Origin of the sequence: Brevundimonas poindexterae, assembly GCF_020524625.1 — a bacterium.
GTDB lineage: Bacteria > Pseudomonadota > Alphaproteobacteria > Caulobacterales > Caulobacteraceae > Brevundimonas > Brevundimonas poindexterae_A.
Window position 1 is genome coordinate 14,469 of record NZ_JAIVLL010000006.1, and the last position, 14,187, is coordinate 28,655.

At 68.7% G+C, this 14,187-nt stretch carries 16 protein-coding genes; 5 read left to right on the forward strand and 11 right to left on the reverse strand.

Annotated features, from left to right (window positions below; translation table 11 throughout):
- Nucleotides 1-24: 24 nt before the first annotated feature.
- Complete coding sequence (locus tag LC068_RS13405) at nucleotides 25-423, reverse strand: metallopeptidase family protein (protein ID WP_209120068.1); 399 nt, start codon at nucleotides 421-423, stop codon at nucleotides 25-27.
- 146 nt (nucleotides 424-569) lie between these two features.
- Between LC068_RS13405 and LC068_RS13410 the strand changes: the two genes are divergently transcribed.
- Nucleotides 570-2,909 carry a sensor histidine kinase gene (locus LC068_RS13410; protein ID WP_404825223.1) on the forward strand — a complete coding sequence of 780 codons (2,340 nt, stop codon included), beginning with the start codon at nucleotides 570-572 and terminating at the stop codon, nucleotides 2,907-2,909.
- Nucleotides 2,910-2,941: 32 nt separating this feature from the next.
- On the forward strand, nucleotides 2,942-3,796 hold the full coding sequence (locus LC068_RS13415) for a haloacid dehalogenase-like hydrolase (RefSeq protein WP_226638026.1): 855 nt from the start codon (nucleotides 2,942-2,944) through the stop codon (nucleotides 3,794-3,796).
- Nucleotides 3,797-3,802: 6 nt separating this feature from the next.
- Here LC068_RS13415 and LC068_RS13420 read toward each other — a convergent pair whose 3' ends face one another.
- From LC068_RS13420 to sdhC, 7 genes are read right to left on the reverse strand one after another with little or no spacing between them, the layout of a single operon-like run.
- The gene (locus tag LC068_RS13420; protein ID WP_226638028.1) at nucleotides 3,803-4,126 is read right to left on the reverse strand and encodes a PilZ domain-containing protein; all 324 of its coding nucleotides are present in this window, start codon (nucleotides 4,124-4,126) and stop codon (nucleotides 3,803-3,805) included.
- Nucleotides 4,123-4,899: a kinase gene (locus LC068_RS13425; protein ID WP_226638030.1), complete on the reverse strand. Its 777-nt coding sequence runs from the start codon at nucleotides 4,897-4,899 to the stop codon at nucleotides 4,123-4,125. Before LC068_RS13425 ends, LC068_RS13420 begins: the two co-directional genes overlap by 4 nt.
- A gap of 32 nt (nucleotides 4,900-4,931) precedes the next feature.
- Complete coding sequence (locus LC068_RS13430; protein ID WP_209120046.1) at nucleotides 4,932-5,252, reverse strand: 2Fe-2S iron-sulfur cluster-binding protein; 321 nt, start codon at nucleotides 5,250-5,252, stop codon at nucleotides 4,932-4,934.
- Nucleotides 5,252-6,055: a succinate dehydrogenase iron-sulfur subunit gene (locus tag LC068_RS13435; RefSeq protein WP_226638032.1), complete on the reverse strand. Its 804-nt coding sequence runs from the start codon at nucleotides 6,053-6,055 to the stop codon at nucleotides 5,252-5,254. The genes LC068_RS13430 and LC068_RS13435 overlap by 1 nt, the downstream gene beginning before the upstream one ends.
- Before the next feature lie 3 nt (nucleotides 6,056-6,058).
- Nucleotides 6,059-7,858 (reverse strand): succinate dehydrogenase flavoprotein subunit, encoded by a 1,800-nt coding sequence (gene sdhA / locus LC068_RS13440; protein WP_226638034.1) that lies wholly within the window; start codon nucleotides 7,856-7,858, stop codon nucleotides 6,059-6,061.
- Nucleotide 7,859: 1 nt separating this feature from the next.
- Nucleotides 7,860-8,270, reverse strand: coding sequence for a succinate dehydrogenase, hydrophobic membrane anchor protein (gene sdhD, locus LC068_RS13445; protein WP_226638036.1), 411 nt, complete (start codon nucleotides 8,268-8,270; stop codon nucleotides 7,860-7,862).
- Complete coding sequence (gene sdhC, locus LC068_RS13450; protein WP_226638037.1) at nucleotides 8,267-8,731, reverse strand: succinate dehydrogenase, cytochrome b556 subunit; 465 nt, start codon at nucleotides 8,729-8,731, stop codon at nucleotides 8,267-8,269. The genes sdhD and sdhC overlap by 4 nt, the downstream gene beginning before the upstream one ends.
- Nucleotides 8,732-8,907: 176 nt before the next feature.
- On the opposite strand from sdhC, the gene LC068_RS13455 reads away from it, so the two are divergent.
- Complete coding sequence (locus LC068_RS13455; RefSeq protein WP_226638039.1) at nucleotides 8,908-9,519, forward strand: hypothetical protein; 612 nt, start codon at nucleotides 8,908-8,910, stop codon at nucleotides 9,517-9,519.
- Here LC068_RS13455 and LC068_RS13460 read toward each other — a convergent pair.
- Nucleotides 9,494-9,931: an HIT domain-containing protein gene (locus LC068_RS13460; RefSeq protein WP_226638041.1), complete on the reverse strand. Its 438-nt coding sequence runs from the start codon at nucleotides 9,929-9,931 to the stop codon at nucleotides 9,494-9,496. The genes LC068_RS13455 and LC068_RS13460 overlap by 26 nt on opposite strands.
- A gap of 84 nt (nucleotides 9,932-10,015) precedes the next feature.
- On the opposite strand from LC068_RS13460, the gene mdh reads away from it, so the two are divergent.
- Nucleotides 10,016-10,978 (forward strand): malate dehydrogenase, encoded by a 963-nt coding sequence (gene mdh, locus LC068_RS13465; protein WP_209120039.1) that lies wholly within the window; start codon nucleotides 10,016-10,018, stop codon nucleotides 10,976-10,978.
- Between the two features lie 86 nt (nucleotides 10,979-11,064).
- On the forward strand, nucleotides 11,065-12,402 hold the full coding sequence (locus tag LC068_RS13470) for a TrkH family potassium uptake protein (protein ID WP_226638043.1): 1,338 nt from the start codon (nucleotides 11,065-11,067) through the stop codon (nucleotides 12,400-12,402).
- A 4-nt stretch (nucleotides 12,403-12,406) separates the two neighbouring features.
- Here the strand turns inward: LC068_RS13470 and LC068_RS13475 are convergent, their stop codons facing one another.
- Nucleotides 12,407-12,991 carry a YbjN domain-containing protein gene (locus tag LC068_RS13475; protein WP_226638045.1) on the reverse strand — a complete coding sequence of 195 codons (585 nt, stop codon included), beginning with the start codon at nucleotides 12,989-12,991 and terminating at the stop codon, nucleotides 12,407-12,409.
- Nucleotides 12,991-14,136 carry a cell division protein ZapE gene (gene zapE / locus LC068_RS13480; protein ID WP_226638047.1) on the reverse strand — a complete coding sequence of 382 codons (1,146 nt, stop codon included), beginning with the start codon at nucleotides 14,134-14,136 and terminating at the stop codon, nucleotides 12,991-12,993. Before zapE ends, LC068_RS13475 begins: the two co-directional genes overlap by 1 nt.
- Nucleotides 14,137-14,187: the final 51 nt, after the last annotated feature.

Below are 14,187 nucleotides of genomic sequence, written 5' to 3' on the forward strand. Positions count from 1 at the left end.
GGGACGGGCGACGGTGCCCGGGACTCAGTCGTCCTCGATCCGGTCGATGTCGTCGTCGGTCAGGCCGAAATGGTGCCCGATCTCGTGGATCAGCACATGGGTGATCAGGGTGCCCAGCCCCACATCGCCGCGCTCGCACCATTCGTCGAGGATGGGACGGCGGTAGAGGAAGATGCGAGAGGGTTCGGCCGCGGGGCCCATCTCGTCGCGCCGTCCGACATCGACGCCGTGATAGAGGCCGGTCAGCTCGAACGGATCCTCCATGTCGAACGCCGCCAGGGTCCCGGCATCGGCAAAGTCGTCGACGCGCAGCACCACATCCTCGGCCAGGCCCTTGAAGGGTTGGGGCAGGGCATCGAGCGCCGCGCGGGCGAGGGCGGCGAAATCATCCAGCGACGGGGCGAGGGGGTCCGCCTGCCACAGGGCGGTCGGAGGCGAGGAGGCGTGGGCCAGGGCGGGTCTCCGGAAGCGTGCGGGGGTGGCGGTGCAAGCGGCCCATCTTGGGGTATGGTGAACGGGCGAATCAAGCCGCCGGTCCCGGTCCGGCGGATGGAGGTAGGGCTAGCGTGATCGCGGGAGCGGACATCGCCTATGTGGCCACGGTGGGAGCCGCAGGCCTTGCGCTGGCGGTCAGCGCCTGGGCGTGGCGGCTGGACGCCCGTGCGCGCCGCACCGAGGCCGCGCTGGAAGCCGAGCTGGAAAGCCGGGCGGACCTGATCGCCACCCGCGATGCCTGTCTGGCCATGATGCGCGAGGTGCGGGTGCAGATCGTCGCCGATACGGACGGTGGTCTCTGCGCCGGTCAGGTGTTTGGAGACCCAGCCCTGATGGAGGCCCTGTCCGAGGGCGAGCGGGCGGCCGGCGATGTGCTGATCGACCGTGTGGTGGCGGCCGATGCCGCGCGGATGAAGGCGCTGGTCGACTCGGGCGTCGCCTTTGACCTGGCGCTGCAGACCGACAGTGGCGTGTGGCGTATCGAAGGGCGGGCGCTGGCGGGATCGGCCTGGCTGCGGTTCACCGATGCCGAGATCACGGCGGGGCTGGGCGCCGGCGAGAGCGCGGCGGGTTTGCTGGCCGATGCCTCTCCGGTGCCGACCTGGGTGGTGGACTCGACCGGTCGTCTGGCCTGGGCCAACCGGGCGTGGCTGGCGGCGGTGCGCGCCGAAAGCCTCGAGGACGCCCTGCAACGCCAGCTGACCTTTGACCGCGGGGCCGAGGCGATCGTGGCCGATGCCCTGCGGCAGGCGACCCGGCAGGAAGGTTTCCGCTGGACCACCACGGATGGCCGCAGGAAGGCCTGGCGCATTCTGGCCGAGCCCAGCGTGGGCGGTGGTGCGGTGACCGCCTTTGCCATCGAGATGACCGAGGCCGAGGAGACGCGCGACACCCTGCGTCGTCACGTCGAGGCCCATGACGAGACGCTGAACCATCTGGCCGATGCGGTGGCGATCTTCGGCCCGTCCAAGCGGCTGGCCTTCCACAATACGGCCTTCCAGACCCTCTTCGATCTCGACCCCGCCTGGCTGGACGAGCGGCCCACCCATGCCGAGCTGCTGGACCGGTTGCGTCAGCGGCGCCTGCTGCCCGAGGTGATCGACTATGCCGGCTGGCGCGCGCGCGAGCTGGAGTTCTACGGGGCGACCGAGGCCGCGCCTGACGACAGCTGGTCCCTGCCCGACGGGCGCACCCTGCGCGTCGTGCGCCAGCCCCACCCGCTGGGCGGCATCCTGCTGATCTTCTCGGACATCACCGACGAGCTGAACCTGCGCAGCCGCTTCAATGGCCAGTTGCAGGTGCAGCGCGCCACGCTGGACAAGCTGAACGATGCGGTGGCCGTGTTCGGGTCGGACGGGCGGCTGCGGCTGCACAATGAGGCGTTTTCCGCCTTCTGGGGCCCGTCGCCCCAGCGCTTCGACCCGCAGGCCGATTTCGAGGCCGTGGCCGAGGTGTGCCGCAAGGTTCTGCCCGATCCCGGCCTGTGGCTGGGGCTGAAGGCGCGGGTGGCCGACCCCGATCCCGAAAGCCGCGTGGCGGTGTCGGGCGAGGGACGCACGGTCGATGGCCGCATCACGGCCTGGCAGACGCGCCCGCTGCCGGACGGGGCGACCCTGGTGGCCTTTTCCGATGTGACGGCCCAGCGCGCGCTGGAACAGGCGTTGCGCGAACGCGAGGCGGCGCTGGCCGAGAGCCAGGCGCTGAAGCGCGAGTTCGTCGGCAGTGTGTCCTATGAATTGCGCACGCCGCTGACGACCATCGTCGGATATTCGGAACTGCTGGAAGCCTCGGGCGAACTGCCGGATCGCAGCCGCCAGCATGCGGGCGCCATCCGCGTGGCCGCTACCCAGCTGGCGCGCTCGATCGACGATGTGCTGGATATGGCCCAGATCGACGCCGGCGAGATGGACCTGACGCTGCAACCGATCCGGCTGGCCGATCTGCTGAGCGAGGCGGCCGAGGCTGTCCGGCCACGGATCGAGGGGCGCGGGGCGCGCCTGCTGGTCAGCATTCCGCGCGACATCGGCGAGATCGAGGCCGACCGCACCCGCGTGGCCCAAGCGCTGGATCACCTGCTGGACAATGCCGCCCGGGCCGTCGCGGAGGATGGTCTGGTGACGCTGGAGGCCGTGGCGGGCGAGGGCGAGGTGCGGCTGCGCGTCTCGGACACCGGGCGGGGCATTCCCTACCACCTGCAGCCGCATGTGTTCGACCGGTTCGTCCGGCGTGAGCGGGGCGGGCCGGGCGTGGGGCTGGCCCTGACCAAGGCGCTGGTCGAGCTGCACGGTGGGTGGGCCGAGGTCGAGAGCGTGCCGGGCGAGGGGGCGACCTTCAGCCTGCACCTGCCGCGGGTGACCCCGGCGGCGGTGGCTGGCGAAGCGGTTCGCTTTGACAGGGCGGGTCCGGCTCACTAACCCGTCGCGGCATCAACGCCGAGGGACATTCCATGGCCAGACCGCTGCTGAAGACCGCCCTGATCTATGATTTCGACGGCACGCTTGCCCGCGGAAACATGCAGGAGGTCAGCTTCATCCCTTCGGTCGGGATGGAGAAGGGCGCCTTCTGGGAAGAGGCCGAGACCCTGACCCGGCAGGCCGACGGCGACGGCATCCTGATGTACATGCAGCTGATGCTGCAGCGGGCGCGCGAGAATGATGCGCCGATCACGAAGCGGGCGCTGCGCGACCATGGCCATGATGTGAAGCTGTTCGACGGGCTGAAGACCGATCTGACGGGGCCGGGCTGGTTCGACCGCATGAACGCCTTCGGCCGGTCCTATGGTCTTGATATCGAACACTATATCATCTCGGCCGGGCTGGAGGAGATGATCGACGGCTGTCCGATCCGCGACGCCTTCCGCCACGTGTTCGCGTCGAAATTTGTCTATGACGAGCACGGGGTGGCCGTCTGGCCGGCGGTGGGCGTGAACTACACGACCAAGACCCAGTATCTGTTCCGCATCAACAAGGGCGTGCTCAACCACTTTGAGCACGACAAGATCAATCGCTTCATCCCGGACGCCGAACGCCCGGTCCCGTTCGAGCGGATGATCTTCCTCGGCGATGGCGACACCGATGTGCCGACCATGAAGATGATGCACACCAAGGGCGGCTTCTCGATCGCCGTCTATGACCCGCGCAACAGCGAGCGTGACCAGCAGAAAATCTATTCGCTGATCAGCGAGGACCGGGTGAATTTCGTGGCGGCAGCGGACTATCGCGAGGGCTCACCGCTGGACCTGATCGTCAAGGGATTGGTCGGCCGGATCGCCGTCAATGCCGGGACCATGCCGGCGGGCTGACCGGCGTCAGCGGCCTCCGGCCCGGTGCCAGGCGTCGCGCACCGCGATCAGGCGGGAGGGCACCAGACCGCGCAGGGTGGCGCCCTCGCCGGTGCGCTTCAGCCCGGCGTCCATGCCCTTTTGCCAGACGACCTGGACCGGGGTGGCGACGCCGAGGGCGATGTCGACGATGTGGAGCGCCGGCGGCAGGCTGATCTGGCGGTCCAGACGGATGCGCAGGCCCGAGCGCGACTGGTCCACCAGCCGGCAGGTGTGCTCGACCGCATGGGCGACCAGCAGGGCGCGGCCATTGGCCGGGCTGCGGGGTTCAAGGCGACGCTCGATGCTCATCCGGATATAGGCCCCGGCACACGGTTTCGATCCAGTTTCACGGTGACGTCACCGGTGACGCCGCCTGCCAGCATGCGCCGGGTGACGCGTTCGAAATACTGGATGAAGTCGGCAAGGCGCGCGCGCTCTTCTGCCGGCAGGTCGACGGGATCGACACCCAGCAGATCGGCCTCCTGCTGGCAACGCCAGTCGAGCACCCCGTCGAACGACGGCGCCTGAAGGAACAGGATGGCGTCGAGGCTGTCGGCGAACGCGCGGTACGGCCCGCCGACGAACCCGTTGACTGCGCGGCGCCACTGGCCGTCCGGGTCGCGGCCCTGCTCCAGCGCATTGACCGGGCGGTCGAGGGCGGCGTCGTCCTCGGCCAGGGCGCCCAGGCACCAGGCGTCGATCAGTATGGCCGAGGGCCGCCCCCGATACGGTCGCCAGCGATCGCGGGGCAGGCGGTCGTCGCCGCGCTTGTCGAAGTCAGGCAGCCAGGTGGTGTCGTCGGGTCCGGCCGCCGCCAGTCGATCCATGATGTCCGACAGCAGGTCCAGATCGTGGGTGCCCGGCGGGCCGCGCATGACGAACAGGGGGTGGACGTCGCGGGCCATGGCCTCGCGCTCGGCCCGGGTCAGATAGACGTCGTCGATCGAGATCTGGGCGGCGCCATGAGCATGGGCGGCGGCCCGGGCCAGGGTGGTCTTGCCGGACCCTTGGGCGCCGACGATGGCGATGCGGGCGGGGCGATCTCCGGGCGCCGCCTCGATCAACCGGCCTACCAGAGCCACCAGATCGGGGGCCGCGATGTCGGCCGGGGCGCTCAGTGCTGGTGTTCGGGCAGGCGCACGATCAGGCCGTCCAGGTCGTCGGAGACCCGGATCTGGCACGACAGGCGCGAATTGGGTTCGACGTTTTCGGCGAAGTCGAGCATCGACTCCTCCATGGCGCTGGCCCGGCCGGTCTCGGCGGCAAACGCCTCGTCCACATAGACGTGACAGGTGGCGCAGGCGCAGGCCCCGCCGCAGTCGGCGTCGATGCCCGGGACATTGTTGCGAATGGCGCCTTCCATGACGCTGAGGCCGTTCTTGACCTCCACGACATGCTCGGTGCCGTCATGCTCGATATAGGTGATCTTCGCCATCAGGCGGGCGCCTTGGCCTTCTTGCGGGCCGGCGAGACCATCAGCTTCTTGGTCTCGGCGATGGCCTTGGCCGGGTTCAGGCCCTTCGGACACACCTGGGCGCAGTTCATGATGGTGTGGCAGCGATAGAGCTTGAACGGGTCCTTGAGGTCGTCGAGGCGCTTGTCGGTGGCGTCGTCGCGGCTGTCGGCGATCCAGCGGTAGGACTGCAGCAGGGCGGCCGGCCCGAGGTATTCGGTCTGGTTCCACCAGTAGCTGGGGCAGGAGGTCGAGCAGCAGGCGCACAGGATGCACTCGTACAGGCCGTCCAGCTTCTCGCGGTCCGCCGGGGTCTGCAGGCGTTCGGTGGTCGGGTCGGGCTCGTCCGACTGCAGGTAGGGCTGGATCGAGTCGTACTGGGCGTAGAACAGGGTCAGGTCGGTGACCAGATCCTTGACCACAGGCTGGTGCGGCAGGGGCGCGATCGAGATGTTGGACGACGAGCATTCGTCCCAGCCCTTGGTGCAGGCCAAGGTGTTGCGCCCGTCGATGTTCATCGAGCACGAGCCGCAGATGCCCTCGCGGCACGAGCGCCGGAACGACAGGGTCGGGTCGATGGTGTTCTTGATGTGGATCAGGGCGTCCAGCAGCATCGGGCCGTGGTCGTCGGCCGACACCTCGAACACGTCCCAGCGCGGATTGGCATCGACCTCGGGGTCGTAGCGATAGACCTTGTAGGTCTTGACGTTCTTCGCCCCCTTCGGGGCCTTGTGCACCTTGCCGCGCTTGGGCTGGGACGCACGGGGGAGGGAGAGTTCAGCCATGGCTTAGTACACCCGCGCCTTGGGTTTGATGTAGTCGATCTCGTCGGTCAGGGTGAAGTCGTGGACGGCGCGATAGTCGATCTTCACCGTCTCGCCCGGGCCCTTCCAGGCCAGGGTGTGCTTCATCCAGTTGGCGTCGTCGCGGTCGGGGAAGTCCTCGCGCGCGTGGGCGCCGCGGCTTTCCTTGCGGTTGGCCGCGCTCTCGATCGTGACCACGGCCTGGGCGATCAGATTGTCGTATTCCAGGGTCTCGATCAGGTCGGTGTTCCAGATCATGCCGCGGTCGGTGACGCGGATGTCGCCGATGGCGCCGTCGATGTCGCGCAGCTTGGCGACGCCCTCGTCCAGCGTCTTGCCGGTGCGGAAGACGGCGGCGTCGGACTGCATGGCCTTTTGCATGCGCAGGCGCAGCTGGGCCGTCGGGGTGTCGCCCGAAGCGTTGCGGAAGCGATCAAGGCGGGCCAGGTGGCCGTCGGTCGCCGAGGCCGGGGCGTCGGGGACCTTGGAGGCCTTGTCGACGACCTGACCGGCGCGCAGGCCGGCCGCGCGGCCGAACACCACCAGGTCGGTCAGGGAGTTGGAGCCCAGACGGTTGGCGCCGTGCACCGACACGCAGGCGGCCTCGCCCACAGCCATCAGGCCGGGGACCACCACGCTGTCGTCGTCGCCGGCCTTGGTCAGGACCTCGCCGTGATAGTTCGTGGGGATGCCGCCCATGTTGTAATGGACCGTCGGCAGCACCGGGATCGGCGCCTTGGTCACATCGACCCCGGCGAAGATCTTGGCCGACTCGGAAATCCCCGGCAGGCGCTGGTGCAGGATCTTCGGGTCGAGGTGGTCGAGGTGCAGGAAGATGTGGTCCTTGTTCGGACCGACGCCGCGACCCTCGCGGATCTCGATGGTCATCGAGCGGCTGACGACGTCACGGCTGGCCAGATCCTTGGCCGAGGGGGCGTAGCGCTCCATGAAGCGCTCCCCTTCCGAATTGGTCAGATAGCCACCCTCGCCCCGAGCACCCTCGGTGATCAGGCAGCCGGCGCCATAGATGCCGGTCGGGTGGAACTGGACGAACTCCATGTCCTGCAGCGGCAGGCCGGCACGCAGCACCATGGCATTGCCGTCACCCGTGCAGGTGTGGGCGCTGGTGGCCGAGAAGTAGGCGCGGCCGTATCCGCCGGTCGCCAGGATGACCATCTTGGCGCGGAAGCGGTGCAGCTGCCCGGTGTCGAGTTGGAGCGCGGTGACGCCGGTGCAGGCGGCGGGGCCCGAGGCCTGCTCCTGCATGATCAGGTCGAGTGCGAAATATTCGACGAAGAACTTCACCTCGCGGCGCACCGACTGGCCGTACAGGGTGTGCAGGATGGCGTGGCCGGTGCGGTCGGCGGCGGCGCAGGTGCGCTGCACCGGGCCCTCGCCAAAATTCTTGGTCATGCCGCCGAAGGCGCGCTGGTAGATCTTGCCCTGCTCGTTCCGGCTGAAGGGCACACCCCAGTGCTCCAGCTCATAGACGGCCTTGGGGGCTTCGCGGACCAGATATTCGATGGCGTCCTGATCGCCCAGCCAGTCCGACCCCTTGACGGTGTCGTACATGTGCCAGCGCCAGTCGTCCTCGCCCATATTGCCGAGGCTGGCCGAGATGCCGCCCTGGGCCGCGACCGTGTGCGAGCGGGTCGGGAAGACCTTGGTGACGCAGGCGACCTTGAGGCCCTCGCGGGCCGCGCCGAGCGCCGCGCGCAGGCCTGATCCGCCCGCGCCCACGACGACGACGTCATATTCGTGATCGACGAATTCGTAAGAGGCCAATCTACCAGACTCCGAAGCCCGCCGGCAGCGGGTCCGAACCCGTCGCCAGTCGCGTGATGAACAACAGGCCGACCGCCGCCAGCCCCAGACAGACAAGCGCGTTGAGGCCCAGCAGCAGGCCGAGGGTCGAGCGCTTGTGGATATAGTCCTCGACGATTACCGTGATACCCATGTTGGCGTGCCACAGGGTGACCAGCCAGGTTGCGGCCAGCACCCAGGCGTTGAGGGGCTGGGCGAACCAGTCCAGCGCGCCCTGATAGCCGGTGCCCGCGATCATGGCGGCGGACCACAGGGCCCACAGGATCAGCGGCACCAGAACCAGCGACGACAGCCGCTCGGCCAGCCAGGCGCCGGCGCCCTTGTGCTCGGCGACCTTCACATTCTTGCGGTACAGGGCCTTGTGCGCGCTCACAGCGTGACCTTTCCGGCAGAGAAGAGCCAGGCCCAGAAGGCCAGGGTGGCGACCAGGGCGAACACCAGGGTGGCGGTGGTCAGGGTCGAGGCACCCTTCGGCGTCAGGCCCGCGCCCGTATCCCAGATCAGGTGCCGGACGCCCGAGGCTAAGTGATAAAAGCCCGCCAGCGACAGGGCGAACCAGACGATCAGGCCCAGCGGCGAGCCCGCCAGGGCGGCAAAGGTGTCGTAGGCTTCAGGCCCGAACGCCAGGGCGCCCAGCCACAGGGCCACCAGCACCAGTCCGCCGACCAGACCCGCGCCGGTGATCCGGTGCAGGATCGATCCCAGCATGGTCACGTGCCAGCGCCAGATCTGCAGGTGGGGCGAGGTCGGACGCACGCGTCCGTTCGGCTGCGGGGTGTAGAATTGGGGCGGCGTGGCCTGGGGCGCGGCGCTGCCCGGAATCGGGTCCGACATGCGAATGGTTCTCAAAAACCTGGGACAAAACAACGGACGGAGGAACAGGGAAGGCTTTAGAGAGGCGCGCGCGGCCCTGTCAACGAACCGCGGCGCCACGGGAGAATATACGGCCCCGGACACAGACCGGTCGCATGGGGTGGCCGAATGTCGCGCTGACGCGTTAGGGTCGGGCCATGAAGCTGACTGCCCTTGCCCTGCTGATCGCCCTTGCTGCCCCCGGGATCGCCACTGCACAGGATCCCGGCGTCGCCCCCCTGCCCAGTCAGGCCCTCTATGAGGCCCCGCCCATCCGGCCGTTCGAGCCCACGGGGGATCTGGGCGGCGAGGCGGAGGGCGACTCCAGTTCGACCTATCGCGGTCCGGTGCGCGCGACCGTCGCCATCGATGATTACCGCGGCCAGTTCGAGGCCGGGCCCACCGATGCGGCACTCGCCTATGACCAGGGCGTGACCTCGGCCGAGCAGCGCATGGACCAGCGCATGGGGCCGATGGACGGTGCCTGGCAGCTGGTGGGCGAGGACGGCGCCGTGCTGATGGCGCTTGTGCTGAGCGATCCCGGCTCGGGCCTGCCGATCGAGGGGGCGTGGATGTCGCGGGTGACGCCGGGCGCCGGCACCCTGACATCCGGCCGGCGTGAGAGCGACGCCGTAACCCTGCTGCTGATTGCCCAGGGCCCGGCCGAGGGCGGCACGCTGGAGCTGGTACGGTCCGGTCGCGGCTGGAGCGGCACGCTTCAGGGCGAACGCCGGCGCCTGACGGTCAGTCTGGTCCCGCGTCAGGACTAGACGCGCGGATCAGGGCCAGCAGCCGGTCGCGCTCCGACCCGGTCCAGCGATGCGCCGTGCCCCGGCCCCAGACGGGGTCGGGCCAGACCGGATCATCGCGCCGACGCCCGATCACATGCAGGTGCAGCTGGGCGGTGACATTGCCGAGCGCGGCCATGTTCAGCTTGTCGACCGGCCGCCCCAGCGCCTCGCCCATCCTGCGGATCAGCCGCCCGGCGCTCAGGCCCTCGTTCAGGAACCGTGTGCGGTCCCCGGGCGACAGATCCTCGATCTCGACCGCGCCCGGCACGCGCGGGATCAGGATCAGCCACGGAAACCGGGCATCGTCCTGCAACCGCAGCTGACAGAGCGGCCAGTCGGCGACGGCAAGGGATCCGGGATCAAAGGCCGGGTCGGCGGCAAAGGCGGTCATGCGCCCAGCCTTGCAGTGCGCCCCGCCCGGGTCTAGACCGCGCGCACCGAATTCCTCCCTCAAGCCTTCTTCAGGAGACTGTCCATGGCTCGCGCCAAGATCGCCCTCATCGGTGCCGGAATGATCGGCGGCACCCTGGCCCACATCGCGGCGCGCGAAGCGCTGGGGGATGTGGTGCTGTTCGACATCGCCGAGGGCATGCCGCAGGGCAAGGCGCTGGACATCGCCGAAGCCACCGCCGTGATCGGCACCGACGTCGCCCTGAAGGGCGCCAATGACTATGCCGACATCGCGGGCGCCGACGTCTGCATCGTCACCGCCGGTGTGCCGCGCAAGCCGGGCATGAGCCGCGACGACCTGATCGGCATCAACCTCAAGGTCATGAAGGCCGTCGGTGAGGGCATCAAGGCCCACGCGCCGAACGCCTTCGTCATCTGCATCACCAACCCGCTCGACGCCATGGTCTGGGCCCTGCAGAAATTCTCGGGCCTGCCCAAGGAGAAGGTCGTCGGCATGGCCGGCGTGCTGGACTCGGCCCGCTTTGCCTATTTCCTCGCCGAGAAGACCGGCGTGTCGATCCAGGATATCCACGCCTGGACCCTGGGCGGTCACGGCGACGACATGGTGCCGATGGTGCGCCACTCGACCGTCGGCGGCCTGCCCCTGCCGGACGCGGTTTCGGCCGGTTTCCTGTCGCAGGGCGAGCTGGACGCCATCGTCGAGCGCACCCGCAAGGGCGGCGGCGAGATCGTGGCCCTGCTGAAGACCGGTTCGGCCTTCTATGCCCCGGCGGAATCGGCCATCGCCATGGCCCGCTCCTATCTGCTGGACCAGAAGCGCGTCCTGCCCTGCGCCGTGCACCTGAACGGCGAATACGGCCTGTCGGACCTGTATGTCGGTGTTCCGGCCCTGATCGGCGCCGCGGGCGTCGAGAAGATCATCGAATTCTCGACCAATGACGACGAGAAGGCGATGCTGCAGAAGTCGGTCGACTCGGTGAAGGGCCTGATCCAGGCCTGCAAGGACGTCGACGGCTCGCTGGCCTGATATCCCGCAACCGGGGCGGCTTCGGCCGCCCCGCTGCACCGGCGCATCGTGCGCCCTTTCGGACATGAAGTCCGGAGACATCCTCAATGACACGCGCGCTTCGGGGCTTGCGGTTCTGGCTGGGAACGCTCAGCACGCCGCGTCTGCTGCTGCTCGGATACGGGGTATACATGTTGGCGGGGTGGGCCTTGCTGGCCCTGCCGCTGGCACACTCGGAACCTGTCCGACTGATCGACAGCCTGTTCATTGCCGTCTCGGCCGTATCGACCACGGGTCTGGTCTCGATCGACCCGGGCGGCAGTTTCAACCTGTTCGGCGAGATCGTCATCCTGGCACTGATCCAGGCCGGAGGTCTGGGCTATATGACGCTCGGCTCGATCGCCGCCCTGGCCCTGAAACGTCGGCTCAGTCTGGCCCAGCAGCACGCCGCTCTCGGCGCCTTTGGACTGCCGGCCGACTTCGATCTGAGGCGGTTCCTGCGGGAGATCGGCGGGTTTGTGCTGTGCGTCGAGGCCGCGGGCGCGGTCCTCCTGTGGATCCTGTTCGCCCGGGCCGGGGTCGAGAATGCCCTGTGGAACGGCATCTTCCACAGTGTGTCGGCCTTCTGCACCGCCGGCTTCAGCCTGTTCGCCAACAGTCTTGAGGACTTCCGGGCGGACACCGCCGTCAATCTGGTCGTCGCGGTTCTGGCCTATCTGGGTGCCATCGGCTTTCTGGTGTTCGCCGATATCTGGGAGAACCTTCGGAGGCGCCGACACGCGCTGGGCTTCGTGAGCCGGGTGATCCTTGTGACCACGCTGGCGTTCTCAGCCTTCGGGACGCTGCTTCTGTATTTCGTGGAGCCGACCATCGCTGCCCTGTCGGGGGGAGACCGCCTGCTGGCCGCCTTCTTCCAGGCGATGACCGCCACGACGACCGTCGGCTTCAACACCGTGCCCATGGGGCCGCTGGCGGTCGGCTCGGTGATGGTCATGTATCTGTTGATGATGTTCGGCGCCTCACCGGCAGGGACCGGCGGGGGCCTGAAGTCCACCACCTTGGCCACGCTGGTTGCGCTGGTCGTCGCCACCCTGAGAGGCCAGACCCAAGTCAGCGTGTTGGGGCATGCGGTGCCGCCCGACCGCATCCAGCTGGCTGCGGCTTCGATCTCGTTCTACGTGCTGGTGCTGTTCGTGGCGGTGTTCGGCCTCGCCTGGTTCGAGGACGTTCCGCTGGAGGCGCTGGCCTTCGAGGCAATTTCGGCGATCGGCACGGTCGGCTTGTCGACCGGCGTCACCGGGGGCCTGACGGACTTCGGCAAGGCCACCATCATCGCCCTCATGTTCATGGGGCGCGTCGGGGTTCTGACCTTCGGCCTCGCGCTGGCCGCCAATGTCAGGCGCGGGCCCGGCGAGCGAGCCGGACCCGACGACCTGATCTATTGAGGGCCTAGGAGCCGGTGGTCGGCAGGGTCACCGGAGCGGCCGGAGCAATCTCGGTCGTCGGCGCGATCAGGCTTTCGATGAAGCGGGCCAGCAGTTCCAGCCAGACCACGGTCGGGTCGTTCAGCTGTTCGGCGTCCAGACCCGGCTGCAGCAGCACATCGAACTGCAGCACCGCCGAAGGGCTGCCATCGAGGTTCGACTGCAGATAGGCCTTCACAAAGCGCTGCTCGCGGTTCCAGGCATTGATCCGCTCCAGCGACAGGCCGCCGGCCACGACATTGGCGGCGAACTGAATGTCCTGGCAGCGGCCGGTGGCGTCGCAGCCGTAGAAGAAGATCAGCCAGTTGGTGGTGCCGTCGTTGACCTGCAGCAGGGTCTGACCCTCGACCGTCCGGGGCTCCTCGACCGTGGCGCCCTTGGCCACCAGCCAGGTGCGGACTTCGGACGGGGTGAGGCCGAGCACCGGGTCCTGTGCGGCGGGCCGGGCGGCGGGCGCTGTGCCCGGATCGGTCGCCGCCAGCGACGGGGCCGCCATCAGCAGCAGCGGGGCGACGGCCAGGGCGGCCAGGGTGCGGGGGGTGGTGAACATCAATCTCTCCCTTGGAGCTTTGGGTCGTTCATGGTGGGCGACGGCGGCGATCCTGTGGCGGCCAGCCAGCCCTTGCCGGTCATTTCCTTGAGCCGGGATACGGTCCGGCCGAATTCGAAGGTCTCCTGCCCCTCCGGATAGAGGCGTTCGGCGGGGGCCGCTGCCAGCACAACCAGACGGGTCCTGGCTTCATACAGGGCGTCGATCAGGGTCACCAGACGGCGGGCGGCGGCGTGGTCGTCGGGGCGCAGGACCGGGACTTCCTCGAGGAACAGGGTGTGGAAGCGGTCGGCGAGGGCGAGGTAGTCGTTCGGGCCCAGCGCGCGCTGGCACAGATCGGCGAAGGTGGCGCGGGCCATGCCGCCGACCGTGCGGGGCAGCCGGATTTCCCGGCCCAGCACGTCGAGGGCGGCCTCGGCCTCGGGCTCGTCCCCGCGCAGACGCTGCCACAGGGCGTCGAACCCCGCCCGCCCGTCGGCGTCGGTGGAGTCGTACCAGGCCGGGGCCGAGGCGAGGGCGTCGATGCGCCAGTCCCTCGAACCTGCGACCTCGACCCGTTCGCAGCGCGCCTCGATAAGATCGATGAAGGGGACGAAGAGCTCGCGGTTGACCCCGTTCAGATACAGGTCCTGCGGCCGGCGGTTCGAGGTGACGGCCAGCACCACCTTGTGCTCGAACAGAGCCTGGAACAGGCGTCCGAGGATCAGGGCATCGGCGATATCGGTGACCTGCAGCTCGTCGAAGCACAGCAGGCGGGCCTCGGAGGCGATCAGGGCGGCGACCGGTCCGATCGGATCATCGCCTTTCCACTGGCCGAAGGTGGCCTTGCGCGCCCGCTTGTCGCCCTCGCGCCAGCTGCGGATCAGCCCATGGACGCGCGACAGGAAGGCGTGGAAGTGGGCGCGCTTCTTCCGGGGCTCCTGCACCTGGGCGAAGAACAGGTCCATCAGCATGGACTTGCCGCGTCCGGGCGGGCCGTAGAGATAGACGCCGCGCACATCGGGCACGCCGCCGAACAGGCCGCGCCGGCCCAGGTCCTTCTCCAGCCGGGCCAGGGCCTTGAGGGCTGCGTCCTGACCCGGATCGGGCTTGAGGATGCCGTCTTTCAGCTTTTTCGCGTGGGCGCGTTCGATACGGGAAGCCATGGGTCCCGCCTAGCGGGTGCGCGCGGGACTGAAAAGCGATTGCGTGGGGCG